The 25,495-nt window shown below is 66.9% G+C and carries 21 protein-coding genes; 14 read left to right on the forward strand and 7 right to left on the reverse strand.

The genetic code is table 11. The annotated features are described in order from the left end of the window. Nucleotides 1–49 precede the first annotated feature (49 nt). From ACP7AR_RS15800 to ACP7AR_RS15815, 4 genes are all read left to right on the forward strand, one after another. Nucleotides 50–1,624 (forward strand): sugar ABC transporter ATP-binding protein, encoded by a 1,575-nt coding sequence (locus tag ACP7AR_RS15800; RefSeq protein ID WP_426187935.1) that lies wholly within the window; start codon nucleotides 50–52, stop codon nucleotides 1,622–1,624. After that, nucleotides 1,621–2,667, forward strand: a complete 1,047-nt coding sequence (locus ACP7AR_RS15805) for an ABC transporter permease (protein ID WP_426187937.1) — start codon at nucleotides 1,621–1,623, stop codon at nucleotides 2,665–2,667. The genes ACP7AR_RS15800 and ACP7AR_RS15805 overlap by 4 nt, the downstream gene beginning before the upstream one ends. Beyond that, nucleotides 2,664–3,683, forward strand: coding sequence for a galactofuranose ABC transporter, permease protein YjfF (gene yjfF / locus ACP7AR_RS15810; RefSeq protein ID WP_426187939.1), 1,020 nt, complete (start codon nucleotides 2,664–2,666; stop codon nucleotides 3,681–3,683). Before ACP7AR_RS15805 ends, yjfF begins: the two co-directional genes overlap by 4 nt. A gap of 81 nt (nucleotides 3,684–3,764) precedes the next feature. Continuing rightward, nucleotides 3,765–4,784 (forward strand): LacI family DNA-binding transcriptional regulator, encoded by a 1,020-nt coding sequence (locus tag ACP7AR_RS15815; protein ID WP_426187941.1) that lies wholly within the window; start codon nucleotides 3,765–3,767, stop codon nucleotides 4,782–4,784. A gap of 56 nt (nucleotides 4,785–4,840) precedes the next feature. On the opposite strand, the gene ACP7AR_RS15820 is transcribed toward ACP7AR_RS15815, so the two are convergent. The 6 genes from ACP7AR_RS15820 to ACP7AR_RS15845 all read right to left on the reverse strand — a co-directional run bounded on the left by ACP7AR_RS15820 (nucleotide 4,841) and on the right by ACP7AR_RS15845 (nucleotide 11,720). Next, nucleotides 4,841–5,686: an NAD-dependent epimerase/dehydratase family protein gene (locus ACP7AR_RS15820; protein ID WP_426187943.1), complete on the reverse strand. Its 846-nt coding sequence runs from the start codon at nucleotides 5,684–5,686 to the stop codon at nucleotides 4,841–4,843. Nucleotides 5,687–5,808: 122 nt separating this feature from the next. Then, the gene (locus tag ACP7AR_RS15825) at nucleotides 5,809–7,332 is read right to left on the reverse strand and encodes an alpha-N-arabinofuranosidase (protein WP_426187945.1); all 1,524 of its coding nucleotides are present in this window, start codon (nucleotides 7,330–7,332) and stop codon (nucleotides 5,809–5,811) included. 44 nt (nucleotides 7,333–7,376) lie between these two features. Further along, the gene (locus tag ACP7AR_RS15830) at nucleotides 7,377–8,288 is read right to left on the reverse strand and encodes a carbohydrate ABC transporter permease (protein ID WP_426187947.1); all 912 of its coding nucleotides are present in this window, start codon (nucleotides 8,286–8,288) and stop codon (nucleotides 7,377–7,379) included. Beyond that, a complete protein-coding gene (locus tag ACP7AR_RS15835; RefSeq protein ID WP_426187949.1) occupies nucleotides 8,288–9,244 on the reverse strand; it encodes a carbohydrate ABC transporter permease in 957 nt (318 codons plus the stop codon). Before ACP7AR_RS15835 ends, ACP7AR_RS15830 begins: the two co-directional genes overlap by 1 nt. Beyond that, nucleotides 9,244–10,581 carry an extracellular solute-binding protein gene (locus ACP7AR_RS15840; protein WP_426187951.1) on the reverse strand — a complete coding sequence of 446 codons (1,338 nt, stop codon included), beginning with the start codon at nucleotides 10,579–10,581 and terminating at the stop codon, nucleotides 9,244–9,246. The genes ACP7AR_RS15835 and ACP7AR_RS15840 overlap by 1 nt, the downstream gene beginning before the upstream one ends. A 110-nt stretch (nucleotides 10,582–10,691) precedes the next feature. Further along, nucleotides 10,692–11,720 carry a LacI family DNA-binding transcriptional regulator gene (locus tag ACP7AR_RS15845; RefSeq protein ID WP_426187953.1) on the reverse strand — a complete coding sequence of 343 codons (1,029 nt, stop codon included), beginning with the start codon at nucleotides 11,718–11,720 and terminating at the stop codon, nucleotides 10,692–10,694. Between the two features lie 112 nt (nucleotides 11,721–11,832). Between ACP7AR_RS15845 and ACP7AR_RS15850 the strand changes: the two genes are divergently transcribed. From ACP7AR_RS15850 to ACP7AR_RS15875, 6 genes are all read left to right on the forward strand, one after another. Beyond that, complete coding sequence (locus tag ACP7AR_RS15850) at nucleotides 11,833–12,885, forward strand: LacI family DNA-binding transcriptional regulator (protein WP_426187955.1); 1,053 nt, start codon at nucleotides 11,833–11,835, stop codon at nucleotides 12,883–12,885. Between the two features lie 109 nt (nucleotides 12,886–12,994). Beyond that, nucleotides 12,995–13,714: an L-ribulose-5-phosphate 4-epimerase gene (locus ACP7AR_RS15855; protein ID WP_426187956.1), complete on the forward strand. Its 720-nt coding sequence runs from the start codon at nucleotides 12,995–12,997 to the stop codon at nucleotides 13,712–13,714. Beyond that, the gene (locus ACP7AR_RS15860) at nucleotides 13,711–15,294 is read left to right on the forward strand and encodes a xylulokinase (RefSeq protein WP_426187958.1); all 1,584 of its coding nucleotides are present in this window, start codon (nucleotides 13,711–13,713) and stop codon (nucleotides 15,292–15,294) included. The genes ACP7AR_RS15855 and ACP7AR_RS15860 overlap by 4 nt, the downstream gene beginning before the upstream one ends. Before the next feature lie 10 nt (nucleotides 15,295–15,304). Further along, on the forward strand, nucleotides 15,305–16,828 hold the full coding sequence (gene araA / locus ACP7AR_RS15865) for an L-arabinose isomerase (protein WP_426187960.1): 1,524 nt from the start codon (nucleotides 15,305–15,307) through the stop codon (nucleotides 16,826–16,828). Further along, a complete protein-coding gene (locus ACP7AR_RS15870; protein WP_426187962.1) occupies nucleotides 16,828–17,760 on the forward strand; it encodes an aldose 1-epimerase family protein in 933 nt (310 codons plus the stop codon). The genes araA and ACP7AR_RS15870 overlap by 1 nt, the downstream gene beginning before the upstream one ends. A gap of 65 nt (nucleotides 17,761–17,825) precedes the next feature. Beyond that, nucleotides 17,826–19,211, forward strand: a complete 1,386-nt coding sequence (locus tag ACP7AR_RS15875) for a hypothetical protein (RefSeq protein WP_426187964.1) — start codon at nucleotides 17,826–17,828, stop codon at nucleotides 19,209–19,211. Nucleotides 19,212–19,271: 60 nt separating this feature from the next. Here ACP7AR_RS15875 and ACP7AR_RS15880 read toward each other — a convergent pair whose 3' ends face one another. Next, nucleotides 19,272–19,850 carry an antibiotic biosynthesis monooxygenase gene (locus ACP7AR_RS15880; protein ID WP_426187966.1) on the reverse strand — a complete coding sequence of 193 codons (579 nt, stop codon included), beginning with the start codon at nucleotides 19,848–19,850 and terminating at the stop codon, nucleotides 19,272–19,274. Nucleotides 19,851–20,187: 337 nt separating this feature from the next. Between ACP7AR_RS15880 and ACP7AR_RS15885 the strand changes: the two genes are divergently transcribed. The 4 genes from ACP7AR_RS15885 (at nucleotide 20,188) to mmsB (ending at nucleotide 25,469) form a co-directional block, all read left to right on the forward strand. Next, entirely contained in the window at nucleotides 20,188–21,420 is a 1,233-nt protein-coding gene (locus tag ACP7AR_RS15885) for a TetR/AcrR family transcriptional regulator (RefSeq protein WP_426187968.1), read from the forward strand. 462 nt (nucleotides 21,421–21,882) lie between these two features. After that, on the forward strand, nucleotides 21,883–23,385 hold the full coding sequence (locus ACP7AR_RS15890) for a CoA-acylating methylmalonate-semialdehyde dehydrogenase (protein ID WP_426187970.1): 1,503 nt from the start codon (nucleotides 21,883–21,885) through the stop codon (nucleotides 23,383–23,385). A gap of 45 nt (nucleotides 23,386–23,430) precedes the next feature. Continuing rightward, nucleotides 23,431–24,588 (forward strand): acyl-CoA dehydrogenase family protein, encoded by a 1,158-nt coding sequence (locus ACP7AR_RS15895; RefSeq protein WP_426187972.1) that lies wholly within the window; start codon nucleotides 23,431–23,433, stop codon nucleotides 24,586–24,588. Then, nucleotides 24,585–25,469, forward strand: coding sequence for a 3-hydroxyisobutyrate dehydrogenase (gene mmsB / locus ACP7AR_RS15900; protein WP_426187974.1), 885 nt, complete (start codon nucleotides 24,585–24,587; stop codon nucleotides 25,467–25,469). Before ACP7AR_RS15895 ends, mmsB begins: the two co-directional genes overlap by 4 nt. The last annotated feature ends 26 nt before the right edge of the window (nucleotides 25,470–25,495 follow it).

Here is a 25,495-nt window from a genome sequence, read left to right on the forward strand (position 1 = left end):
AGCGGATGCGCGTCCGCTCCCGGTATCACCCCTTCGATGGAGAAGCAGGATGACTGAGCTGAGCAGGCCCGCCGCACCCGCAGGACACCCCGACCCGATCATCGAGATCCGCGACGCGTCGATCTCCTTTCCCGGTATCAAGGCACTCGACGAGGTGTCGTTCCGGATGTTCCCCGGTGAGGTGCATTCCCTGATGGGGGAGAACGGCGCGGGCAAATCCACCCTGATCAAGGCGCTCACCGGCGTGTACCAGATCGACTCCGGCAGCATCGTCTTCGATGGCGCCCCGGCTTCTTTCCGCAGCACAGCGCAGGCGCAGGAAGCCGGCATCAGCACCGTCTATCAGGAGGTGAACCTCCTTCCCAATCTCTCCGTCGCCGAGAACATCATGCTGGGGCGAGAACCCCGCCGATGGGGATCCATCGACTACAGGGCCATGCGGGCGCAGAGCCGGGTCGTCCTCGACACACTCGGCCTGGATGTCGACCCCGAATCGATGCTCGGCAGCCACTCGCTGGCGATCCAGCAGCTCATCTCGATAGCCCGCGCGATCCACATCAACGCGAAGGTGCTCATCCTCGACGAGCCGACCTCGAGCCTCGACGCCGACGAGGTGGCCGAACTCTTCCGCATCATCCGCAACCTTCGAGACGACGGCGTCGCCATCCTGTTCGTGTCGCACTTCCTCGACCAGGTCTACGAGATCGCGGATCGGCTCACCGTGCTGCGCAACGGGCGTCTTGTCGGCGAGCATCTGACACCGGAGATCCTGCGCATCGAGCTGGTGGAGAAGATGATCGGCAAGGAGATCGGCACGCTCGAGGATCTCGAGCAGCGCGTCCGCGAGAACGACCCGAGCACACCGGAGTCCGTGCCCTTCCTTCGTGCCACCGGTATCGGGAGGAAGGGCTCGGTCTCGTCCGTCGACGTCCGCATCGGCGAGGGTGAGGTGGTCGGCTTCGCCGGCCTGCTCGGCTCCGGCCGCACGGAGGTCGCGCGGCTGCTCGGCGGCATCGACAGGGCGGACACCGGCACGCTCGAGATCCTCGGAGACGGCATCCGGCTCAGGACTCCTCGGCATGCGTTGTCGCGGCGCATCGCGTACTCCAGTGAGAACCGCCGTGCTGAGGGCATCGTCGACGAGCTCACGGTCCGCGACAACATCATCCTCGCGCTGCAGGCCGATCGAGGCTGGTTCCGGCCGATCCCGCGTAAGCGTCAGGACGAGCTAGCCCAGAGCTACATCGAAGCCCTGCACATCCGCCCGGCCAACCCCGACGCGATCGTGCGCAATCTGTCCGGCGGCAACCAGCAGAAGGTGCTGCTCGGTCGATGGCTCGCCGTCGCACCACGTCTGCTGATCCTCGACGAGCCCACTCGCGGCATCGACATCGGAGCGAAGGCCGAGATCCAGAAGCTCGTGATCAGCCTCGCGGAGAACGGCATGAGCGTGATCTTCATCAGCGCCGAACTCGAGGAGGTCCTGCGGCTCAGCCATCGGATCGTCGTGATGCGCGACCGTCACAAGGTCGCCGATCTCGAGAACGACGACCTCACCATCGACAACCTGCTCGCTCTCATCGCCGAGGGCGATGCCGACGAGGAACTCGGAGACACCGCATGAGCGCACTGCTGGCCCGTATCGTTTCCAGCCGCCTGTTCTGGCCGCTCGTGATGCTCGCCGTCCTGTTCCTGATCAACGTGATCGCGTTCCCCGGCTTCTTCTCGATCACGGTCCGCGACGGCAATCTCTACGGCAGCCTGATCGACATCCTGCGCAACGGCGCACCGATGATGATCGTGGCGATCGGGATGACGCTCGTCATCGCCACCCGGGGCATCGACCTCTCCGTCGGCGCCGTCGCCGCGATCGCCGGTTCCGTCGCGTGCAGCATCCTGCTCGGCGCGCCCGACCCCGCGGATCCCGGCACTGTCGCCATCGCGATCCTCACCGCGATCCTGATCGCGCTCGTCCTGGGCACCTGGAACGGATTCCTCGTCGCGGTGGTGGGGATACAGCCGATCATCGCGACACTGATCCTGATGACCGCCGGCCGCGGGGCAGCGATGCTCATCACCGAGGGGCAGATCCTCACCGTCAGCAGCGCGCCGTTCAAGGTGCTGGGGGCGGGCTTCGTCTGGGGTGTGCCGGTCGCGATCTACCTGGCTGCCGGCGTCTTCCTCATCGCGGTGCTGTTCACGCGGCGCACCGCGCTCGGCATGCTCATCGAAGCGGTCGGCATCAACCCAGAGGCCTCACGTCAGGCCGGCGTGCGGGCACGCGGGCTGCTCTTCCTCGTGTACGTCTTCGCGGCGCTGTGCGCTGCCGTCGGCGGACTCATCCTCACCGCGAACACGATGGCCGCCGACGCGAACAACGTCGCGCTCTTCATCGAACTCGACGCGATCCTCGCCGTCGTCATCGGCGGCACCTCACTCGCAGGCGGCCGCTACTCGCTCGTCGGAACAGTGGTGGGGGCGCTGGTCATCCAGACCCTCGTCACGACGGTCTACACCGTCGGCATCCCGCCGATCATCACGATGGTCTTCAAGGCCGTGGTCGTCACGCTCGTGTGCCTGCTGCAGTCGCCGACGACGAATGAGGCGCTTGCGGCGTTCCGACGAAGGCTCGCCCTGCGAGCAGGCAAGGAGGCGGTGTCGGTATGAGCACGCTGATCAAGACACCCGCTCCCACGCAGACCGAGCGGATGCTGCGCCGCGCGCGCTCCGCATTCACCAGCCCGAAGTACGGGCCGGTGCTCGTCACAGCGATCCTGTTCGTCGTGGTGTTCATCGCCGGCGGGATCCGCTACCCCGGATTCTTCGCGGGGCAGGTGATCCTCAATCTGTTCGTGGACAACGCGTACCTCATCGTCCTGGCCGTCGGCATGACCTTCGTCATCCTCACCGGGGGCATCGATCTCTCCGTCGGCGCCGTCGTGGCATTGTCGACGATGATGGTCGCGAGTCTGCTGCAGAGCGGAGTGCCCGCGGTGGTCGTGATCCCGGTCATCATCGTCGCGACGACCGGGCTGGGACTGCTGGTCGGGCTGATGGTCCACTACTTCAAGGTGCAACCGTTCATCGCGACGCTCGCGGCGATGTTCCTCGCCCGCGGTCTCTGCTACGTCATCAGCCAGAGCTCCATCTCGATCTCCGACCCGTCGTTCATCGCGCTCGCCGTGTCGCGCATCTCTCTCGGCGGTGGGATGTCGATCACCTGGAGCGTCGTGATCGCGCTCGTGATCGTGGCCATCGCGGTGTGGACGCTGCACCGGACGCGCTTCGGACGTACGGTCTACGCGATCGGCGGCGGCGAGCACAGTGCGCAGTTGATGGGCCTACCGGTGGCACGCACCAAGGTGCTCGTGTACGCCGTGAGCGGCCTGTGCTCGGGTTTGGCCGGCATCCTGTTCTCGTTCTACACGCTCTCCGGCTATCCGCTCACGGCCATCGGAACCGAACTCGATGCGATCGCGGCGGTGGTGATCGGCGGCACGCTCCTCGCCGGCGGATACGGGTTCGTTCTCGGCTCTGTGCTGGGCGTGCTGGTGCTGGGCATCATTCAGACGATCATCACCTTCGAGGGGACGCTGTCGTCATGGTGGACGAAGATCTTCATCGGTGCTCTCCTGCTCGCGTTCATCGGATTGCAGCGTGTGCTCACCAGGCGTAAGACGTGATGGCGCGGAGTGCGAGACGCCCGACACGATAATGGGGGTACGGTGCGCGTCGCAGGACGCCAGAGGGAGCAGGCGGAAGCGGTGAGTCCGAACGACGATCAGTCGCACAGCGCGACGACGATCTTCGATGTCGCACGCCTGGCGGGGGTCTCCCACCAGACGGTCTCGAGAGTGCTGAACAACCTCCCGAATGTGCGCGCCAGCACGCGGGAGCGGGTGGAGCAGGCGATCCGCCAGCTGCACTACGTCCCCTCACAGGCGGCACGTGCGCTGGTCACCCGGCGTTCGCGCACGATCGGTCTCGTCGCGACAGGGCTTCCCGATTTCGGTCCGTCGAGCATCGTGCTGAGCTTCAACCAGTCGGCGCGCGCCGCCGGCTATGCGGTGATCGCCACGAACCCGACCGACATCGAGGGATCGACGTTGCGGTCATCGGCCGAGATGCTGATCAGGCAGAGCGTCGAGGCGATCGTGCTGCTGGCAGCCGAGCGCGGAGTGCTCGATGCGTTCGACGGCTGGGAGCTCGGAGTCCCGCTCATCTCCATCGCCTCAGAGGCGCGCGGTCGCGGCGTGCGCGTGAGCCTCGATCAGTACGGCGGTGCGCGGCGCGCGGTCGCCCACCTGCTCGAGCTGGGCCATCGGGACATCGTCCATCTCGCAGGACCGGCGGGGTCGATGGACGCGGAGGAGAGGCTGCGCGGATGGCGCGACGCCCTCGCCACCGCGGGGCTGTCGGCCGCAGACCCACTGCGCGGCGACTGGTCCTCCGGCTCCGGATACACCCTCGGGCGCAGGCTGCTCGACGAGCGGACTCCGGCGGCGGTCTTCGTCGGGAACGATCAGATGGCGCTGGGGCTGCTGCATGCGCTGCAGGATGCCGGTCTGCGCGTGCCGGAGGATGTGAGCGTCGTCGGATTCGATGACGTGCCGGATTCCGCGCATTTCTCACCGCCGCTCACCACTGTGCGGCAGGACTTCATGCTCCTCGGGCAGGAGGCGACGGCGGCCGTCCTCGCGGCTCTGCGCGATGATGAGGTCGCCGCGCAGAGTGCGATGCGCACGCCGGAACTCGTCGTGCGCGCCAGCACTCTGCGACGTTAGACGCCGTCGACTCCTCGGATCCGCACCCGCACCGTCGAAGGTCCGCGTTCGTGCGACTACACGTGCTCGCGCCAGGAGTGCTGCGGTTCGTACCCGAGGACGCGCCGTGCCTTGTCGATCGAAAGCAGCGTATCGTTCGGTCCGAACTCGCGTGAGGCAGGCACATCAGGGAAGACCTCCGCGAGCAGCTCTGCGTTCGGGCGCGACATCACGGTGTCGGCCGCCGCGATGATGAACCGGTCGAAACCCGGGGCGGCGACCTCCAGTGCCCGCTGCACGGCCTGAGCGCCGTCGCGGGCGTCGATGTAGCTCCACAGGTTCCACTTGCGCCGTGTCGCATCGGCGTCGAAGGAAGGGAATTCGACATAGTCCTGCGGCGTCATCACGTTGGAGAATCGCAGCGCGGTGATCGAGAGATCGGGATGCCAGCGTACGAGCTCACCCGCCAACTGCTCCTCGAGCGTCTTCACCAGGGAGTACACGGATTCCGGCCGCGCCGGATACTCTTCGTCGACCGGTACGTAGGGCGGCGGCGCGTCGAACGGCAGGCCGAGGACGGTCTCGCTGGATGCGTAGACGATCCGCCGGATGCCGAGACGGACGGCGGCCCAGAACACGTTGAATGTGGCGGGCATGTTGTTGTGGAAGGTGGCGACGTCGCTGCGGATGCCTGGCGCGGGAATCGCCCCGAGGTGCACGACCGCGTCAACGCCGTCGTGTCGGTCGCCGACGGACGAGAGCGCGTCGATGACCTGGCCGTAGTCGGTCAGATCGACCTGCACGAAGGACGGCCCGCGCTCGCCGGCGACGTCGATGCCGATCACGTCGTAGCCCTTCGCGCGAAGTTCACGAGCGACGACGGTGCCGAGTTTGCCGGATGATCCGGTCAGTGCGATGCGCATGTCCCCAGACTGGCATGAGAAGCCCTCAACGGAAGGCCTTCGCCCTCAGGCAGTTCGAGTCGCGCCCGCGCTGCACCCGGCTGGGATGCATCGACGGGCGCGACTCGAACAGGCGGGGCGACTCAGCCGAGTTCGATCACCGACCACGACAGCGGCGGCAGCGTGGCACGGACAGCACCCTCGACGACCTCAGCGGCGGCCAGTGGCACCATGCGCACGGCGTCCGGCGTGGACTCGAGATTCGCTGTGTGGCGGTCGCCGTCCTCCGGGACGGTCAGCGTCTCGGCCTGTCGCACTCGAAGTTCACCCAGCCCGCGCAGGTCGATCGTGAGGTCGTTCGACTGGTCCAGCGAGCGGTTCGCGACGAACACGACCAAGCGGCCGGTCTCTTCGTCCCACGTCGCGGCCGCGTCGACGGCATCCACATCTCCGTAGCGCTTCGTGCTGATCTGCGACGACGAGACTGCCAGGCGCAGGATCTGCCCGCGGGCGAGTCGTGCCATCCGCTCGAAGGGCCAGAACGTCGACTGCCGCCACGCCGCTCCGCCCTCTTCGGAGCGGATCGGGGCGATCACGTTGACCAGCTGCGCCTGATTGGCGATGCGCACGCGGTCGCCGTGACGCAGCAGGCTGTTGAGGAACGTGCCGACGACGACGGCATCCGTCACCGAATAGGTGTCCTCGATGAGGCGCGGATGCGTGCGCCATGACTTGGACACCTGATGCGGCTGGTCCTCGGTGTCGAGACCGGACTGGTACCAGACGTTCCACTCGTCGAACGAGATGTCGACCTGCTTGGTGTGCTTGCCCGCAGCCTTCACGGCGTCGATCGTCGCGACCACGCCCTCGATGAAGGCGTCCATCTCGACGGCCTCGGCGAGGAACGACTCGGCGTCGCCGTCGTGCTCCTGGTAATAGGCGTGCATCGAGATGTAGTCGACCTCTTCGTAGGCGTGCGTGAGCACGGTGTGCTCCCACGTGCCGAACGTCGGCATGCCGCGGTTGGAAGAGCCGACCGCGACGAGCTCGATCGAGTCATCGACCAGCTTCATCGCCTTGGCGGTCTCCTGCGCGAGGCGGCCGTACTCGGCAGCCGTCTTGTGCCCGATCTGCCACGGACCGTCGAGCTCGTTGCCGAGGCACCACAGCTTGATGTCGAACGGATCGGCCGCGCCGTTGCTGCGACGCAGGTCAGACCAGTACGTGCCACCGGGGTGGTTGGCGTACTCGACGAGCGCCCGCGCCTCTTCGACGCCTCGGGTGCCGAGGTTGATGGCCTCCATGATCTCGACGTCGGCCTCACGCGCCCAGTCCACGAACTCGTGCAGACCGAACGCGTTGGTCTCGATCGTGTGCCAAGCGCCGTCGATGCGCGTCGGGCGATCGGCCGCTGGGCCGACGCCGTCCTCCCAGAGATAACCGGAGACGAAGTTGCCCCCCGGGTAGCGGATGACCGTCGGCCCCATCTCCTTGACGAGCGCGAGTACGTCCCTGCGGAAGCCGCGTTCATCGGCCTGCGGGTGTCCCGGCTCGTAGATGCCGGTGTACACGCAGCGGCCCATGTGCTCGACGAACGAACCGAAGAGCCTGCGCGGCACGTCGGCGATCGTGTAGTCGCGGTCGATGGTGATACGGGCGTGGGACATTGCTCTCCTTGTTTCTGGCTGAGTTGCCGGGGTGCTGGGGGGAACTACTGACCGCCGAAGCCGCTGGTCGCGACGCCTTTGACGATCTGCTTCTGGAAGATGATGAACACGATGATCAGTGGGAGCGCGGCGAGCACCGCCTGCGCCATGACCTGCGCGTACTGCACGCCGTACGCGCTGATCACGGTCTGAAGGCCCACTGGCAGTGTCATCAGCGTGGTGTCGTTGATGACCAGGAACGGCCAGAGGAAGTTGTTCCACGCTCCGATGAAAACGAAGATGGCCACCGACGCGAGGATCGGACGCGACAGCGGCAGCACGATCGACCAGAAGATGCGGAACCTGCTGGCGCCGTCCACACGGGCGGCGTCCTCGAGCTCGATCGGGATGGCGTCGAAGAACCGCTTGAGGATGAACACCATCGCCGGCGCCACGACCTGCGGCAGGATCAGACCCCAGTACGTGTCGATCATGTTGAAGGTCAGCATCTGGTAGAACAACGGGATGATCAGCACCTGCGGCGGCACGATGATCGACGCGATGATCACGATGAACAGCCACTTGCGCCCTGTGAAGTCCATCCGCGAGAACGCATAGGCGGCCAGTGCGGAGATCGCGAGAGTGATGAGTGTGACCGCGGCCGACGTCCACAGGCTGTTGAACGCCCAGGTGTACACGTTGCCCTGCGAGAGGATCGCCGCGAAGGCCTCGACGGTGGGCCCCGTGGCGCCGATCCACGACGGATCGCCGGATGCGGCATCCGTCTCGGTCTTGAACGCGGTGGCGATCGCCCACAGGAACGGCAGCAGCCAGCCGATCGCGAGCACGGCGAGCACCACGAAGGCGGTGACGCGCAGTGGGCCGAACGGCTTCTGGCCCGGCAGATGCGGACGGCGGTTGCGCTGCGCACCTGGTGCGATGATCGCCTCGGTCTGCGAGAGAGTGGCGGTGGACATCACAGCTCCTTCCGGCGACGCGAGACCAGAGCCTGCGCGACGCCGATGATGACGATGAGGGCGAAGAACACGTACGAGATCGCGGCCGAGTAGCCGAATCGGTAGTTGACGAAGCCGGCTTCGTAGATGTACTGCACGATGGAACGAGTGGTGTCGCTCGCAACCCCGCCGAGCATCTGATACGCCTGATCGAAGAGCTTCAGTGAGGCGAGGATCTGCAGGATCAGGATCAGCACGGTGGCGGGTCCCAGCTGCGGGAGCGTGATGGACCAGAACTGCCGCCACGGGCCTGCGCCGTCGAGCGAGGCCGCTTCGTACTGCTGCGGCGGGATGTTCTGCATGGCCGCGAGGTAGAGCAGGAAGTTGAATCCGACCGTCCACCACACCGTCGCGATGACGATCGAGAGCATGTTGGTGTCGGGGTTCTGCAGCCAGGCGAGCGGTTCGAGGCCGAAGGCCTTCAGGATGTTGTTGGCCGCGCCGATCTGCGGATTGAAGATCCACACCCAGATCTGCGAGATCACGGTGGATGCGAGCAGATACGGCATGAAGAACGAGAGCCGCCAGAGCCACTGGCCTGGCAGCCCGCGATCGACGAGGGCCGCCATGAGCAGTGCGATCACGACGAGAGGCACGGTGGACAGCAGCGTGAACCACACGGTGTTCCACATCGACTGCCACATCACCGGATCCGTCAGTGCCTCGCCGTAGTTGGCGAAGCCGACGAACGATCCTCCTGCACCCGTCAGCGACTGATCGGTGAAGCTGAGGTAGATCCCGTGCGCGATCGGCCACACGAGGAAGAGCACGAAGGCGACCAGGAACGGAGCGAGGAACGCCCAGCTGATGAGCTGCTCACGATTGCGGCTTCCCGCGCGGCGGACCTGGACGGCGGACGAGGCGGAGCCGGTGACGATCGTGCGCGTGGCGGCACCTGATGCGGTGGCAGAGGTCATCATGGCTTCCACGTCCCTTCGGGGTCGGCAGGATTCGGTTGGGCGAGCATGGTGTTCACGCGTGCCTCGAAACGGTCTATCGCCGCGGCCGGATCGTCGCCGCTGAGCAGGACACCCTGCACGGCGGCGCCGAAGTCCTCCTGAACGCTGGAGCCCGATCCGGTGAACCACGCGGCCGGGTCGTAGACGACGTGCTCCGCTGCCTCGGCATAATTCGACTGGGGGATCAGATCGGCGTACTCCGGCGATTCGGTGACGGGCAGGAATGCCGGAATGTGTCCCGCTTCGGCCCAGTCGAACGAGCCCTTCAGCACGTCGGCCACGAACTGATAGGTCAGATCGCGCTTGGTCTCGTCGGCATTCGCCTGGTGGGGGAGGACGAACGAATGCGAGTCGGCATACACGGCCGGGGTGCCGTAGAGCGTCGGGATCATCGTCGCGTCGAACGGGATACCCGCGTTCTGCATCGTGCGCAGCTCCCAGACGCCGGTCATGAGCATGCCGCTCTTGCCGGTGGCGAACTCTGCGATCGCCGATCCGTAATCATTCTGCGCTGCGGCGATCTCGCCGTCGAGGAGGGACTGCATGAAGGTGAGGGACTCGACAGCTGCATCCTTGTCGATCACGGCCTTGCCGCCGACAGGCAGTTCCATCGCGAGTCCATGCTGCGCATACAGGCCGTAGAAGAGTCGCCACATCTGCGCGCCGTCGCCGAGGTAGCCATAGGACAGCGCGTGCCCGTCGGCCGAGCCGCTGACCGTGCGGAGCTGATCGAGGAACTCGTCGGGCGAGGTCGTCTCCAACAACCGCCCGTCCGTGTCGAGCACGCCGGCTGCGTCGCAGACGTCGGTGTTGAACATCAGGACGAACGGATGCGCGTCGAGAGCGATGCTGAAGAGCCGGTCTCCGACGAAGCCCTTCTCCCAGATGGGGGTCGGGAACGCGCTTTCGTCGACGCCCAGTTCCGCGAGCCGATCGAGATCCCAATCGTCGAGCAGGCCACCGGGGGCCCAGCCGTTGACGCGGGTGGCGTGCATGATCGCGACATCCGGAGCACGACCACCGGCACCGGCCATTGCGAGCTTCGTGTAGTACGGCGTCCCCCACGCGAGCACGGTGGGGCGGATGCGATATGCGTCCTGCGCTTTGTTGACTCCGTCCAGCAGGGACGACATCGTGACGCCGTCACCACCGCTCAGGAGGTGCCAGAACTGCAGTGTCTGGGTACTGGCGCCGCTCGCCGGGCCGGGAGCGCATCCTGCGAGCAGGGCTGCGCCGGCGGCCAGCGAACTGGCAGTCAGAAACTGTCGGCGGGACAGATTGAGCGGGGGTGTCATCGTCACTCCTTCGTGACCGGGGTTGGCGTCTACATGATTACATCGCAGTAATCAGGACGCAAGGACACGCCGAAGATCGGTGGTCCGCCCCTCAAAGGTGCGAGGGCGGCTCAGGTCCGTGCGGTACTCGCTCGTTCCACGACGCGGTGCGCAATGGTGAGGGATCGTGGCGCCGTCGTGCGATCGATCATCCTGGACTCGAGCAGATCGAGAACGGCCTCTGCGAACGCGCCGCGATCGAAGGCGATCGTGGTGAGTGAGGGCGAGGTGTATTCGGAGATCTCGACGTCGTCGAAGCCCGTCATCATCACGTCGTCCGGTACGCGGATGCCGTGATCGTGGAGTGCGTGCAGCGCACCGACCGCCAGCGAGTCGGTGAACGCCACCACGGCGTCGAAAGCGATCCCGCGAGCCAGCAGCGTCCGTGCGGCCTCGGCGCCCGATGCCATCGACCAGGGCATGCGATGGACTTCCAGGTTCGGGTCACGTGGAATCCCCGCTTCGCGCAGAGCGTCGTGGACCCCTTCCAGACGGAGCCGGCTCGTGGCGGTGGCGATCGACGCGTTGTCGTCGGCGCCGATCACCGCGATTCTCTTGGCGCCTCGCGTCAGCAGGTGACGAGTGGAATCCGCGGCCGCGAGTCGGCTGTCGATGCGCACGTGGTCAGCGCGATTCTGCTCAACCTCACCGATCACGACGAGCGGTGGCAGGCGGTCCGCATAGCGGATGACGCTGTCCTCGAGTCGGATCGGATTGAGGATGAGGCCGTCGATCAGATGGGAGCGGGCGCGCGCGAGCAGTTCCCGCTCCCTCTCGGGAGTCGCGGCGGTCTCCTCGATCTGCACGGCCAGCCCGCGTCCATGCGCGGCATCGACGATGCGATGCAGCAGTTCGGCCGAGTACGCGGTGGCCAGATCCGGAAGGGCGAGGGCGATGGTGCCCGAGCGTCCGCTGCGCAGCCCTCTGGCGCTGAGATTGGGAACGAAGTCGAGTTTCAGCATGGCCGCCTCGACCCTGGTCCTGGTCTCGTCGCGGACGGGGACAGCCCCCGTGACGACGTTCGACACAGTCTTCTGCGAGACGCCGGCCAGAGCGGCGACATCCTTCATCGTCGCAGGGGGCGGCGCCGGCGCTGTCATGCGATCAGTTTAGTCGCGCTGGCGCTGAATCAGAGGATTACCACGATGTAAAAGCCTGCGGCGGATAGGCCGCGAGGCCTCCGTCCGCGGTGCACGCCGTACACTCGTCGGCGTGAGCGAGTCGAGCAGCAGTCCGACAGGTGGTGCGCGCGCCGTCGGCGTCCGTGACGTCGCTGCGCTCGCCGGAGTCTCAAGGCAGACCGTGTCACGCGTCCTGAACGACCACCCGGATGTCGCACCGGAGACCAAGGCGCGCGTGCTGCAGGCCATGCACGAGCTCGGATACCGGATGAACAATGCGGCGCGTGCGCTCGGCACGCGCCGCTCCCGCACGCTCGGCGTGCTCGCGTCGGATGCGCTGCAGTACGGGCCTTCGCGCAGCATCGCCGCGATCGAGAATGCGGCCCGAGCGGCCGGGTACTGGGTGAGTGCGGCCTTCGCCGACGCCGGAGACGACGCGTCGGTCGTCTCGGCCGTCGAGCACCTCATCGCGCAGGGTGTGGAGGGCATCGTCGTCGTCGCCCCGCACGCGCGCACGCTTCGCGCACTCGACACCCTTCGCGTCGGGGTCCCCGTCCTCACGCTGCATTCCGCTGGGCGCGGGCCCCGTGGACTCTCGGTCGACCAGGCCGCCGGCGCGCGCCTCGCCGTCGCGGCACTGGCGGATGCCGGACACCGGCGCATCGCACACCTCGCCGGCCCTGCGGACTGGCTGGAGGCCGAGTCCCGCGCGGACGGATACGCGGCAGAGCTTGCACGTCGGGGCCTTGACCCCGCTCTGGTCCTGGTGGGGGACTGGACCGCGCGCTCCGGATACGAGGCGACCGGAACGCTGCTGGCCGCCGGCGTGACGGCGGTGTTCGCGGCCAACGACCAGATGGCGCTGGGGCTTCTCGGAGGTCTGCACGAGGCGGGTGTCACCGTGCCGGAGGAGATCAGCGTCGTGGGCTTCGACGACGTCCCCGATGCGGCGTTCTACTGGCCGCAGCTCACCACTGTGCGGCAGGATTTCGAGGAGCTCGCCCGTCGTGCTGTCGCGTCACTGACAGGTGGGACGGATGCTGCGGCATCCGGTCTCGCACCCGTCGCGCCGGTGCTGGTCTCGCGTCGCTCGGTGGCTCCGCCGCACGACACGCCTCTCGAGCACTCTCGCGCACCTTCGTGATCGAGGGCGGGGGATCGCCCACGGGTTGACCGTACAACACAGCCGCACATACACTTGAGACTCTGACTGTGACCGGTCACAGTCAGGGTGAGACATCGATGAGGAACACGTGAGCGAAGAAGCCCCCGAATTCAGCCCAGAGGTCGAGTCGGCCATCGCGGCAGTCCGTGCCGACGTCGCAGCCCTTCACGGCGAGCTGGTCCGCAACGGGCTGGTGGTCTGGACGGGTGGCAACGTGTCGGGCCGGGTTCCCGGCTCCGATCTGTTCGTGATCAAGCCGTCCGGCGTGAGCTACGACGACCTCGCGCCGGAGAACATGATCCTGTGCGACCTCGACGGCGACGTCATCATCGGCAGTGCGGGCAGTGATCGTTCGCCGTCCAGCGACACGGCGGCCCACGCCTATGTGTACCGCCACATGCCGGAGGTCGGCGGCGTCGTGCACACGCACTCGACGTTCGCCGTAGCGTGGGCAGCGCGCGGCGAGGAGATCCCCTGCGTCATCACGGCGATGGCTGACGAGTTCGGCGGTCCCATCCCGATCGGTCCGTTCGCGATCATCGGAGACGATTCGATCGGTCGTGGCATCGTCGAGACGCTCACCGGCCACCGCTCACGTGCTGTGTTGATGCAGAACCACGGACCCTTCACGATCGGCACCGATGCGAAGGATGCCGTGAAGGCCGCAGTGATGGTGGAAGACGTCGCCCGCACCGTGCATTACGCCCGCGAAGCGGGGCCGACGATCCCGATCCCGCAGGACGCGATCGACAGTCTCTTCAACCGGTACCAGAACGTGTACGGCCAGAGTGAGGACTCCAGGCGATGAGCGCTCGTGACGACATCGCCGCCGGCCGCACCAGCCTCGGCATCGAACTCGGCTCGACCCGCATCAAGGCGTGTCTGATCGGGACCGATGCCACCGAGGTGCTCGCGACCGGATCGTTCGCGTGGGAGAACCGCCTCGAAGGCGGACTCTGGACATATGCGCTGGATGAGGTGTGGAAGGGACTGCAAGCCGCGGTCGCCGACCTCGTCGGCGACGCAGAGCAGCGGCACGGCGTACGACCGGAGAGCTTCGGTGCCATCGGTATCTCGGCGATGATGCACGGCTACCTCGCCTTCGACGCCTCCGGCGACCTGCTCGTGCCCTTTCGCACCTGGCGCAACACCAACACCGGTGTCGCGGCCGCAGAGCTCACTGGTCTGCTCGGCGTGAACATCCCGCTGCGCTGGTCGATCGCACACCTGCACCAGGCGGTGATCGACGAAGAACAGCACGTGCCGCAACTCGATTTCGTCACGACCCTCGCCGGCTACGTGCACTGGAAGCTCACCGGCGAGAAGGTCCTCGGCGTCGGTGATGCGTCCGGCATGTTCCCGATCGACTCCGCCACCTGCGATTACGACGCTGGGATGCTGGACGCCTACTCCGTCCTCGCAGCCGACCGTCTTCCCGCGCCCCTCGGCGATCTGTTCCCCCGCGTGCTCCCTGCGGGTGCAGCGGCGGGGACGCTCACCGCCGAGGGGGCGGCGCTTCTTGATCCGACTGGCGCACTGCGCCCAGGCATCGCGTTCTGCCCGCCCGAGGGCGATGCCGGCACCGGCATGGTCGCGACGAACTCCGTCGCTCCTCGCACCGGCAACGTCTCGGCCGGGACGAGCATATTCGCGATGGTGGTGCTGGAACGACCGCTCGCAAGTGTGCATCACGAGCTCGATCTCGTGACGACTCCGGCTGGGGACGCCGTCGCGATGGTGCACTGCAACAACGGCGCCAGCGAACTCGCGGCCTGGGCCGGCCTGTTCGCGCGGTTCGCTGCAGCCGCCGGTCAGCCGCTCGACGATGACGCGGTGTTCGACGCTCTCTTCCGCGAAGCGCTCGATGGCGAAGCGGATGCCGGTGGCTTGCTGGCGTACAACCATCTCGCCGGTGAGCCGATCGCGGGGTTCTCCGAGGGCCGACCGCTGTTCGTGCGCACGCCCGACAGCGACTTCTCGCTCGCGAACTTCATGCGCGCCCAGCTCTACGGTGTGTTCGGCACTCTTGCCCTCGGCATGCAGGTGCTCGAGGCCGAGGGCGTCGGCCTTGACCGCATGTTCGCGCACGGTGGCATGTTCCGCACGGCGGGTGTGGCGCAGCGTTTCCTCGCCGGCGCTCTCGGAGCGCCGGTCGCCGTCGGCGAACTCGCATCCGAGGGCGGAGCCTGGGGCATCGCCGTGCTGGCTTCGTACCTCGCGCAATCGGACGACAAGACGCTCGGGGCATACCTCGACGAGCAGGTGTTCGCTGCGGCACCCCTGTCGACCGTCGCACCCGACCCCGCCGACGCCGCCGGCTTCGCCACCTACCTCACCCGCTACCGCGCCGGCCTCGCCATCGAGTCCGCCGCGATCGACTCCCTCTGAAGGAACCCCCATGACCCGTACTCCGCTGAAGACCGCCCTCGACGACTACGAGGTCTGGTTCCTCACCGGTAGCCAGCACCTGTACGGACCCGAGACTCTCGCGCAGGTGGCCGAGCAGTCGCGCTCGATCGCGGAGGCCCTGGATGCTGCCGCCGACGTACCGGTGAGGATCGTCTGGAAGCCGGTGCTGACAGACTCCGCAGCGATCAAGCGCATCGCGCTCGAGGCCAATGCCGACGACCGGGTGATCGGACTCGTCGCCTGGATGCACACCTTCAGCCCCGCGAAGATGTGGATCGCCGGCCTCGATGCGCTGCAGAAGCCGCTCGCGCATCTGCACACGCAGGCGAACGTCGAGCTGCCATGGGCCGACATCGACTTCGACTTCATGAACCTGAACCAGGCCGCGCACGGCGACCGCGAGTTCGGCTACATCCAGACCCGTCTCGGGGTGCCACGCAAGACCATCGTCGGCCACGCCAGTGACCCGCGCGTGCAGAAGGAGCTCGGCACCTGGCAGCGCGCGGCCGCCGGGCTCGCAGCATCCCGCAGCCTCAAGCTCGCGCGCTTCGGCGACAACATGCGCTTCGTCGCCGTCACCGAGGGCGACAAGACCGAGGCGGAGCTGCGCTTCGGCGTGCAGGTGAACACCTGGGGTGTGAACGAGCTGGCGGATGCTGTCGCCGCGGCATCCGAATCGGACATCGACGCGCTCGTCGCCGAGTACGAGGAGCTCTACGAGGTGGTCCCCGAACTTCGTCGCGGGGGAGAGCGGCACCAGTCGCTGCGTGACGGCGCAGCGATCGAGCTCGGGCTGCGGTCGTTCCTCGAGGAGGGCGGTTTCGGCGCCTTCACCACATCGTTCGAAGACCTGGGTGCGCTGAAGCAGCTGCCGGGCCTCGCGGTTCAGCGGCTGATGGCCGAAGGATACGGTTTCGGCGCAGAGGGCGACTGGAAGACCGCCGTGCTCGTGCGCATCGCGAACGTCATGGGTGCCGGCCTGCCGGGTGGCGCCAGCCTGATGGAAGACTACACCTACGACATGACGCCGGGCGACGAGCTCATCCTCGGCGCCCACATGCTCGAGGTCTCGCCGTCGCTGACCACCTCGAAGCCCACGCTCGAGATCCATCCCCTGGGCATCGGCGGCAAGGACGACCCGGTGCGCCTGGTCTTCACCGCCGACCCCGGCCCGGCGATCGTCGTGGCCATGAGCGACATGCGCGACCGATTCCGACTCACCGCGAACGTGGTCGAGAACGTCGCGCCTCGGGCGGCTCTGCCCAACCTGCCCGTCGGCCGGGCCGTCTGGAAACCCGCACCGGACTTCAACACCAGCGCCGCAGCCTGGCTGACGGCAGGTGCAGCGCACCACACGGTCATGTCGACCGCGGTCGGGCTGGAGGCGTTCCGCGACTTCGCCGAGATGGCAGAGGTCGAGCTGCTCGTGATCGACGACGACACCACTCTGCCGGAGTTCCAGAAGCAGGTGCGCTGGAACCAGGCGTACTACCGCCTCGCGCAGGGGCTGTGATGGCCTCGGTTGCTGAGCGTGTGGACGCATCCGGACGGCAGCTGACGCTGGTCGGGCACGGCTACGAAGCGGTGATCGCGAGCGTCGGCGCCACTTTGCGCGCGCTCACGTACGACGGCCGCGACCTCATCGTGCCCTTCGATGCCGACGAGGTGCGCCCCGCGTATCGAGGCGCCACGCTCGCGCCGTGGCCGAACCGCGTCGTCGACGGCACGTACTCCTTCGGCGGTGACGTGCATCAGCTGGCGCTCACGGAGCCTGCCCGCGGCCACGCGCTGCACGGTCTGCTGGCGTGGGCGGAGTTCGCCGACCGCGTCGTGGAAGACGAACTGGTCGTACTGGTCGCAGTGATCGAACCGCAGCTCGGCTACCCGTTCCGTGTCGAGGTCGCTGTCGAATTCCGCCTCGCTCCGGACGGTCTGAGTCAGACGGTCACCGCGCGCAATCTCGGGGGGGATGCCGCGCCATGGGGCACGGGTCCTCACCCGTATCTGGTGGGCGGAGACGGACGCGTGGACGAGTGGACGCTCACGCTGCCGGCATCCGAAGTGCTCACCGTCACCCCCGACCGGCTGAGCCCGGTGGCGGTCGAGCCGGTCGACCAGCATCCGGAATGGGACTTCCGTTCGCCTCGGCGGATCGGCGACGTGTTCATCGACCATGCATTCACCGAACTCTCACGTGCCGACGGCATCGCCGAGGTGCGAGTGGTGGCGCGGGACGGGCACGGTGTCGCACTGACCTGGGACGAGAGCTGCCCGTGGGTTCAGGTTCACACGGCCGACCTTCCTGATGATGCCCACAACCACCGGATCGGACTGGCGGTGGAGCCGATGACGTGCCCGCCGGATGCATTCAACTCCACGGTCGATCTCATCGTGCTCGATCCAGGAGCTGTCGCCGCTGCGTCCTGGCGGTTCAGCGCGGTCTGATCGAGGCCTCTCACGGGCACCTCTGCCCGTGAGAGGCCTCTCGTTCTGGCCATACGATGGGGGTCGTGACGAACGAGACACCCGAGAACCCCCAGACCGACCCGCCGATCGTGCCCGAGCCCGGGAACGAGGCAGCCGCGGGCCAGCACGGCTTCGACGGTACGTTCTCATCGGACGTTGCAGCGCCGGATCCTGCACCCGAAGCCGCTGCGCCGTCGGAGGCTGTGCCGGATTCCGCGACCGCGCCGGAGCCCGTCGCGACTCCCGCGCCGGAGCCGGTGGTCGCTCCCGCGAGTGAGGCGCCCGAGTACCCGACGGTTGTTCCAGGGGGCCACGAGCTGCCCGGTGCGGCCGCGCACCAGGTCGCTGCCGCGTATCAGGCTACGCCGCCCTACGATCCGAATGCGCCTCAGGGGTACCCCGCCGGCGGATATCCTCCTGGCGCATACACGGCAGCGCCCGTCGCTCCGAAGAAGCCGATGTCGAAGGGGCTGCTGTTCGGCATCATCGGTGGGGCCGCCGTGCTCGTGCTGCTGATCGCTGCGGCCGTCATCGTGCCGAACCTTCTGCGAGCTGCTGCCCCGACCGCATCAGAAGCGGTGGAGAAGTACCTGACGGCGCTGTCCGAAGGCGACGCCGAGACGGCGCTCACATTCGTCGAGACGTACGCCGACGACAGCCTTCTCACCGACGAGGTGCTCGCAGCCTCGCTCGAGCTCGCCCCCATCACCGACATCGTCGTGGAGGAGTCCGAGGACGCGACCGAGTACGAGGCGACGATCTCTGCCTCGTTCGCCGTCGGCTCCGAGACGATCGAGCGGGAGTTCACCGCGTACAGCTCCTCGGACGACGGATGGCTGATCAGCGACGGCCTGGTCATGGCGACGCTGTCGAACTTCGACGGTCTCGGTCTCACGGTGAACGGCACCGAACCAGCGGATTCTTCGACCTCGCTATTCCCGGGTGCGTACCAGCTCGCGCTGGGCTACGAGGAATTCGCGCTCGATGCTGAAACGGACACCTTCACCCTGACGACGGATGCCGACACCGAGCTCTTCTGGGACATCTATCCCGTGCTCACCGAAGAGGGCGCCACGACCTTCCGATCGCTCGTGCGAGCGGCGATCGAGGAGTGCGTCGCGATGAAGACGCTCACCACGCCGTGCGGCATGGACATCACCGACATCGATCTCAGCGGCTACACGCCGGTCGACGGCACCGTCACCCGGACGATCACCAGCGACGGCCAGGCGACACTCGACAGCATGGTGCCGGAGGTCGACTACTCCACGCCCACACTCGTCTCGACGTACGACACCCCCGATGTGGACATGACGCTGCAGGGAACCAAGGACGGCACGACTTCTGAGTTCGAGGTCTGGTTCGGAGGCTACATGGACACCCCGTCGGTCGACTTCGCCCAGGAGACTCCGACCGTCACCTGGGACTGATGCCCCACTGATCAGATCGAAGTGAGCGGCCGAAGGTGAGAGCCTCCGGCTGTTCGTCTTTCAGCGCGCGAGCCACCCGCGCAACGCCCTAGTGACCCAGGGGAGCACCCAGTAGGTCATGATCGGCGTGAGCACGATCGTCGTCGCGAGCACCCGCAACCAGAGCGGAAGCGCCCCCCACCCCGGAACCGGCGTCATCGCAAGGCTGAAGAGCAGGTTGACGGGGAAGAACCCGAGCCAGATCGTGACGGCCTGCTTCCATCGCGGCGGTGCGGGCGGAGCATCCTCGACGGTGACGGCATCCGGAACCCGGATCGATCCCGTCGCCGGCTCGTCGAACCAGCCTTCAATCCCCGTGCGCCTGCGCGCATGCTCGCTGCGCACGAAACCCTCGCCCATCGAGAGCCACCACGTGCGCTCCGGCGACTGCTCCCATGCATCGAGCGTCTCGACGCTGGCGAATCGGTACAGCATGTGCCAGAGCTGCGAGTCCTCTCCGGCGCGCACCCACCCCGAGCCCAGGAATCCTGGGTGCTTGTTCGCGAGATTGACGCCGGTCTGCACCCAGGCTGTCGCCTCGGATATGCGCGCGGGGTCCACCTCGCGTCGGATGGAGACGGTGATCGGAACGCTGGACATGGTGGGCCCCTCGGAGTTAAGCGTGCTTGTGGCGGATCCGAGTGTATGCGGGGTTTGTTTCGTGTTTGCTTCGAGGCTCAGCCGAACCGTCTGCCAGGGATGCGGCCGAGCCCAGCGTGGCCAGCATCACGGCGACGTCGGGTGATTCAGGGTGTGGCGACCGCACGGTCGTCGACTCGCTCCAGTGCGAAGTAGTACAGGGCACCGTCTTCGTCCGCGGCCCTCGACGTCACGAATCGTGTTAACACTTATTCACATGCCTATGACGCGGGAAGTTAATCGTCGGTCACATCAGATCGCAACGGATGCGAGAATCCCGGCGGGTAGGCTGTCGATCATGATCCGCACCGACGGTCCACCTGCGAATCGCACCCGCCCGCGTGACCGCAAGCGTCATATCCAAGAGGCAGCAGCCGGGGCGTTCGCGCGCAACGGCTACCACGCGGTGGGCATGCAGGACATCGCGGATGCGGTCGGCATCTCGGCGCCCGCCCTCTACCGGCACTTCCCGAACAAGTACGCGCTGTTCGTCCGCACTGCATTCGCCCTGGTGCAGCAGCTGATCGAGGCCACCGAGGATGCCGCGCAGCGGCCGGTCGAGAACGCCGCCGATGCTCGCGTCGCGCTCGATGCTCTGCTCGATGCCGTCATCTCCACGACGGCAGACCTCCGTGCGATCGGGGGGATCTACCGCTGGGAGGGCCGCTACCTCGAACGTTCCGACCGTGAGGACTTGACGGCCCAGTTCCGTCTGCTGCGTGAACGGTTCGAGCGTCCGCACCGGGTCTACCGGCCGGAGATCTCGGACGAGCAGCGGCGACTCATCGTCCTCGCCTCGCTCAGCGTCGTCGCGAGCATCACAGCGCATCGTACGGTCGTGGCGGCACGAAGTCTGCGCACGCTCCTGAAGGGGGCGTCGTGGCGCCTGCTCGACATCGACCCCGAGATCAGTGCGTCGACGGTCCAGGGTGGCGACTTCGTCGCCGACACCGCCGCTGGAGTCGTCGGCATCGGAGCGGGTGCCGGTCGCCGCGAGCAGCTCGTCGACTCCGCCGTCCGGCTGTTCGCAGCCCGTGGGTACAACGAGGTCACCATCGAAGACCTCGCGGTCGAGGTCGACCTGACCCCATCGGGTGTCTACCGGCACTTCGACGGCAAGCCCGCAGTGCTGCTCGCCGCCTGTGATCGCGCGGCAGTGGCGCTGGAGCGGGCAGTACTGCGCGTGCGCGAGTCGGCGAGCTCGCCGGATGAGGCGCTCAGACGCCTCTGCCGAGCGTGCGTGGACCATTCCTTCCAGAACCTCGCGCTCATGCGCATCTACTTCTCCGAGCTCGGCAATCTGGCGCCAGAGGATCAGCGCCGCCTCCGTGCGATGCAGCGCGCGCATGTGGCGGATTGGACGGCCCTGCTGCAGGCCGTGCGCCCAGAACTGGGCGGACGTGAAGCGGCGGTGCTGGTGCACGCGGGGCTCAGCGTCGTCACGGATGAGATTCCGCTGCTGCCGGTTCGCGATGAGGCCGCCGCTGTGCGACTCACCCACTTCGTGGAGACCGTGCTCGGGCTCGACTGAGCCCAGTGGACAAGCGCGTCAGTGGACGTAGCAAAAAGACCGTCACGCATGTCGAGGGGTTCCGCGTCGCGGTGAAATGGTCGAACGCTACGTCGAGGGCACGGGCACCGATGCTTCGGCGCGCCCGCTCAGGCCGCGGGTCGCGCCGAGACCAGAATCCGGCCGTGAAAGGAAAGACCCCCGCCGACCCGATTCGGCGGGGGTCTCGGGAGCTGTGCTCACCGGTGCGCGGAAAGTTCTGACTACCCGATCCGGTCTGAGTTCTTCCGCGCACCTGCAGTTCTACGTGTCGAAGGTGACCGGATGGTGAACTGGCGCCGAACACGCGACGTCGACCGTTCTCGCACAGGCGATCGGATGGCTGGACCTCTGCTCGGCGAATACATGGATGCCCTAGTAAATCGACGGATGCCAGAGTAATCTGTTCATCGTGCCAATGAAGGCGCGAAGGGACATCGCATAATGACTCGTATAATCCCCCATCTCGTAGGCGGATCGCTTCTCACACCTAAGGATGGTCGCTTCGGCGACGTCTATGACCCGAGCATCGGCAGCGTGCAGGCCCAGGTGCCGCTCGCCTCGGCCGGCGAGGTGCGTCGAGTGATCGACGATGCCGAGGCCGCCCAACCGGCCTGGGCGGCGACGAATCCCCAGAAGCGGGCGCGAGTGCTGCTGCGATTCCTCGACCTCGTGCACCGCGACATGGACTCGCTGGCCAGACTGCTCTCCAGTGAGCACGGCAAGACGGTCGATGACGCGAGAGGTGACATTCAGCGAGGGCTGGAGGTGATCGAGTTCTCCGCCGGCGCACCGCACCTTCTCAAGGGGGAGTATTCGACCGAGGCCGGCACCGGAATCGACGTCTATTCGATGCGCCAGCCGCTCGGCGTCGTCGCAGCCATCACCCCGTTCAACTTCCCGGCCATGATCCCGTTGTGGAAGGCCGGACCGGCGATCGCCGCAGGCAATGCGTTCGTGCTCAAGCCCAGTGAGCGCGACCCGTCGGTGCCGGTGCGTCTCGCCGAGCTCTTCCTCGAAGCGGGCCTGCCCGCAGGCATCTTCAATGTCGTGCACGGTGACAAGGAGGCGGTCGACACGTTACTGACCGACCCGCGCATCCAGGCCGTCGGGTTCGTCGGATCGACGCCGATCGCCGAGTACATCTACTCGACCGCGACTGCGCACGGCAAGCGTGCGCAGTGCTTCGGCGGGGCGAAGAACCACATGATCGTGATGCCTGATGCCGACCTCGATCAGGTCGCCGATGCCCTGATCGGCTCCGGCTACGGCTCGGCGGGCGAGCGCTGCATGGCGATCTCGGTCGCGGTGCCGGTCGGCGATGAGACGGCCGACGCGCTCGCCGCGAAGCTCACGGAGAGGGTCGGTGAACTGCGCGTCGGACCAGCTCTTGCAGATGACGTCGACTACGGGCCGCTCGTGGCGCGCTCGGCCGTCGAGCGCGTGGAGGACTACATCCAGCAGGGCATCGATGCGGGCGCGACACTGCTCGCCGACGGCCGGGGGCTCACCGTCGCCGGTCATGAGGAGGGCTTCTATCTCGGCCCGACTCTCTTCGACCACGTCACCACAGACATGTCGATCTACCGTGAGGAGATCTTCGGGCCGGTGCTCGTGATCGCCCGCGCTGCGGACTACGAGCAGGCGCTGGCAATGGCATCCGATCATGAGTTCGGAAACGGTGTCGCGATCTTCACGCGAGACGGCGACGCCGCGCGCGATTTCACCGCACGAGTGAACGTCGGCATGGTCGGCGTCAACGTGCCGATCCCCGTCCCGATCGCGTACTTCACGTTCGGCGGCTGGAAGCGGAGCGGCTTCGGAGACCTCAACCAGCATGGCGCAGACGCATTCCGCTTCTACACGAAGACCAAGACGGTGACGAGCCGCTGGCCCGCGCACGGCGTGCGCGACGGCGCGAGCTTCGTCATCCCGACCATGCACTGAAACCGACCACATCACTGATCTGCCCACAAGGCGAGAGGATCCCCGATGACGATGCTTACGAATACGACCACCGACGAGGAGCGGGCAGCGATCCTGCACGCGGTCCGCGAATTCGCCGAGGCCGAACTCGCACCGTTCGCCGCTGAACGCGACGAGAACCATGTGTTCCCCCGAGAGGCGCTGCAGCGTGCCGGCGACCTCGGCCTCGGCGGTATCTACGTCGACGAGGAGTTCGGCGGCACCGGTCTCACGCGAGTCGACACCGTCGCGATCTTCGAAGAGCTCGCGAAGGGCGACCCCGCAGTCGCCGCGTACATCTCCATTCACAACATGGTCGTCTGGATGCTCGACACGTACGGCTCTGATGCGCAGCGAGGTGAATGGCTGCCAGAGCTCACCGCCATGACCGGATTCGGCGCCTACTGCCTGACCGAGCCCGGTGCCGGGTCCGATGCTGCTGCCATCGCGTCGAGTGCGATCCGTGAGGACGACGAGTACGTGCTGACCGGTGTCAAGCAGTTCATCTCCGGTGCCGGCGAGGCTGCGGTGTACGTGGTCATGGCGCGCACGGGCGAGGCGGGCGCCCGAGGGATCTCGGCATTCCTCGTCCCCGGTGATGCCGCCGGACTGTCCTTCGGGGCGCCGGAGAAGAAGATGGGCTGGCATGCCCAGCCGACGCGGCAGGTGATCCTCGATGAGGTGCGGGTGCCGGCATCCGCTCTGCTCGGCGTCGAAGGACAGGGCTTCGCGATCGCGATGTCGGCGCTCAACGGCGGCCGACTCAACATCGCGGCCTGCTCGCTCGGCGGTGCCCGCTGGGCGCTGGATCAGGCGCGTCGCTACGTGCACGAACGGTTCACGTTCGGTGAGGCTCTCGCCGAGAAGCAGAGCATCGTGTTCGCGATCGCAGACATGGAGACCGAGTTGCATGCGGCGCGGCTGCTCGTGCAGGATGGCGCCCGCGCGGTCGACGAGGGCGCGGATGATGCGACCGTTCGCTGCGCGATGGCGAAGCGATTCGCCACGGATGCCGGATTCCGCGTCGCCAATGATGCTCTTCAACTGCACGGAGGCTACGGGTACCTTCAGGACTACGGGATCGAGAAGGTCGTGCGAGACCTGCGCGTGCACCAGATCCTGGAAGGGACGAACGAGATCATGCGCATGATCGTCGGACGCGACGCCCTCAAGGCGGCGTCATGAAGATCGCATTCCTCGGGCTGGGGCACATGGGCCTGCCGATGGCGCGCAACCTGCAGGCGGCAGGACACGACGTGGCCGGGTTCGACGTCATGCCTGCTGCGCGGGAGGCCGCGGCGGCGGGTGGCGTGCCGCTCGCCGCATCGGGAACGGATGCCGCGACCGATGCGGATGTCGTGATCACGATGTTCCCGGCGGGCAAGCACGTGATCGAGGCCTATGAGGGCGGCCTCCTGGCCGCGGCCCGACCGAACACACTGTTCATCGAGTCGTCCACGATCGCAGTGGATGAGGCACAGGCGGCGCACGCTCTCGCGATCGCCGCCGGGCACCGCAACATCGATGCTCCGGTCTCCGGTGGAGTGGTCGGAGCGGAGAACGCGACGCTGGCGTTCATGGTCGGAGCATCCGACGAAGACTTCGCCGCAGCTCTCCCGCTTCTCGAGGCGATGGGCAAACGCATCGTGCACTGCGGTGGACCAGGACTCGGGCAGGCCGCGAAGGTGTGCAACAACATGATCCTTGCGGTGTCGCAGATCGTGGTGGGTGAGGCCTTCGTGCTCGGCGAGCGTCTCGGGCTGTCCCATGATGCGCTGTACGACGTGGCGGCGAACGCCTCTGGTCAGTGTTGGGCGCTGACGACCAACTGTCCTGTACCGGGTCCAGTACCCACGAGTCCTGCGAACCGCGACTACCAGCCGGGCTTCGCAGGGGCGCTGATGGCGAAGGACCTCGGCCTCGCCCTGCAGGCGATCGATCAGACGTCGACGGATGCGAGGATGGGGCGCCTCGCGCAGGAGATCTATGCCGCATTCGCCGCGGGCTCCGGCGGTGGGCGGGACTTCTCCGGCATCATCACCGACATCCGCGACGGACAGGTGTGATGATCGTCGGAGACGTTTCGCTGAAA

The organism is Microbacterium sp. TWP3-1-2b2, from assembly GCF_049896145.1.
Taxonomy (GTDB): domain Bacteria; phylum Actinomycetota; class Actinomycetes; order Actinomycetales; family Microbacteriaceae; genus Microbacterium.

Coding starts and splice junctions, on each gene's coding strand:
- ACP7AR_RS15835 (WP_426187949.1), bottom strand. CDS start 9,244: ATGACCTCTGCCACCGCATCAGGTGCCGCCACGCGCACGATCGTCACC.
- ACP7AR_RS15860 (WP_426187958.1), top strand. CDS start 13,711: ATGAGCGCTCGTGACGACATCGCCGCCGGCCGCACCAGCCTCGGCATC.
- ACP7AR_RS15830 (WP_426187947.1), bottom strand. CDS start 8,288: ATGTCCACCGCCACTCTCTCGCAGACCGAGGCGATCATCGCACCAGGT.
- ACP7AR_RS15845 (WP_426187953.1), bottom strand. CDS start 11,720: ATGACAGCGCCGGCGCCGCCCCCTGCGACGATGAAGGATGTCGCCGCT.
- ACP7AR_RS15805 (WP_426187937.1), top strand. CDS start 1,621: ATGAGCGCACTGCTGGCCCGTATCGTTTCCAGCCGCCTGTTCTGGCCG.
- ACP7AR_RS15825 (WP_426187945.1), bottom strand. CDS start 7,332: ATGTCCCACGCCCGTATCACCATCGACCGCGACTACACGATCGCCGAC.
- ACP7AR_RS15885 (WP_426187968.1), top strand. CDS start 20,188: ATGATCCGCACCGACGGTCCACCTGCGAATCGCACCCGCCCGCGTGAC.
- ACP7AR_RS15880 (WP_426187966.1), bottom strand. CDS start 19,850: ATGTCCAGCGTTCCGATCACCGTCTCCATCCGACGCGAGGTGGACCCC.
- ACP7AR_RS15820 (WP_426187943.1), bottom strand. CDS start 5,686: ATGCGCATCGCACTGACCGGATCATCCGGCAAACTCGGCACCGTCGTC.
- araA (WP_426187960.1), top strand. CDS start 15,305: ATGACCCGTACTCCGCTGAAGACCGCCCTCGACGACTACGAGGTCTGG.
- ACP7AR_RS15895 (WP_426187972.1), top strand. CDS start 23,431: ATGACGATGCTTACGAATACGACCACCGACGAGGAGCGGGCAGCGATC.
- ACP7AR_RS15840 (WP_426187951.1), bottom strand. CDS start 10,581: ATGACACCCCCGCTCAATCTGTCCCGCCGACAGTTTCTGACTGCCAGT.
- ACP7AR_RS15890 (WP_426187970.1), top strand. CDS start 21,883: ATGACTCGTATAATCCCCCATCTCGTAGGCGGATCGCTTCTCACACCT.
- yjfF (WP_426187939.1), top strand. CDS start 2,664: ATGAGCACGCTGATCAAGACACCCGCTCCCACGCAGACCGAGCGGATG.
- mmsB (WP_426187974.1), top strand. CDS start 24,585: ATGAAGATCGCATTCCTCGGGCTGGGGCACATGGGCCTGCCGATGGCG.
- ACP7AR_RS15870 (WP_426187962.1), top strand. CDS start 16,828: ATGGCCTCGGTTGCTGAGCGTGTGGACGCATCCGGACGGCAGCTGACG.
- ACP7AR_RS15800 (WP_426187935.1), top strand. CDS start 50: ATGACTGAGCTGAGCAGGCCCGCCGCACCCGCAGGACACCCCGACCCG.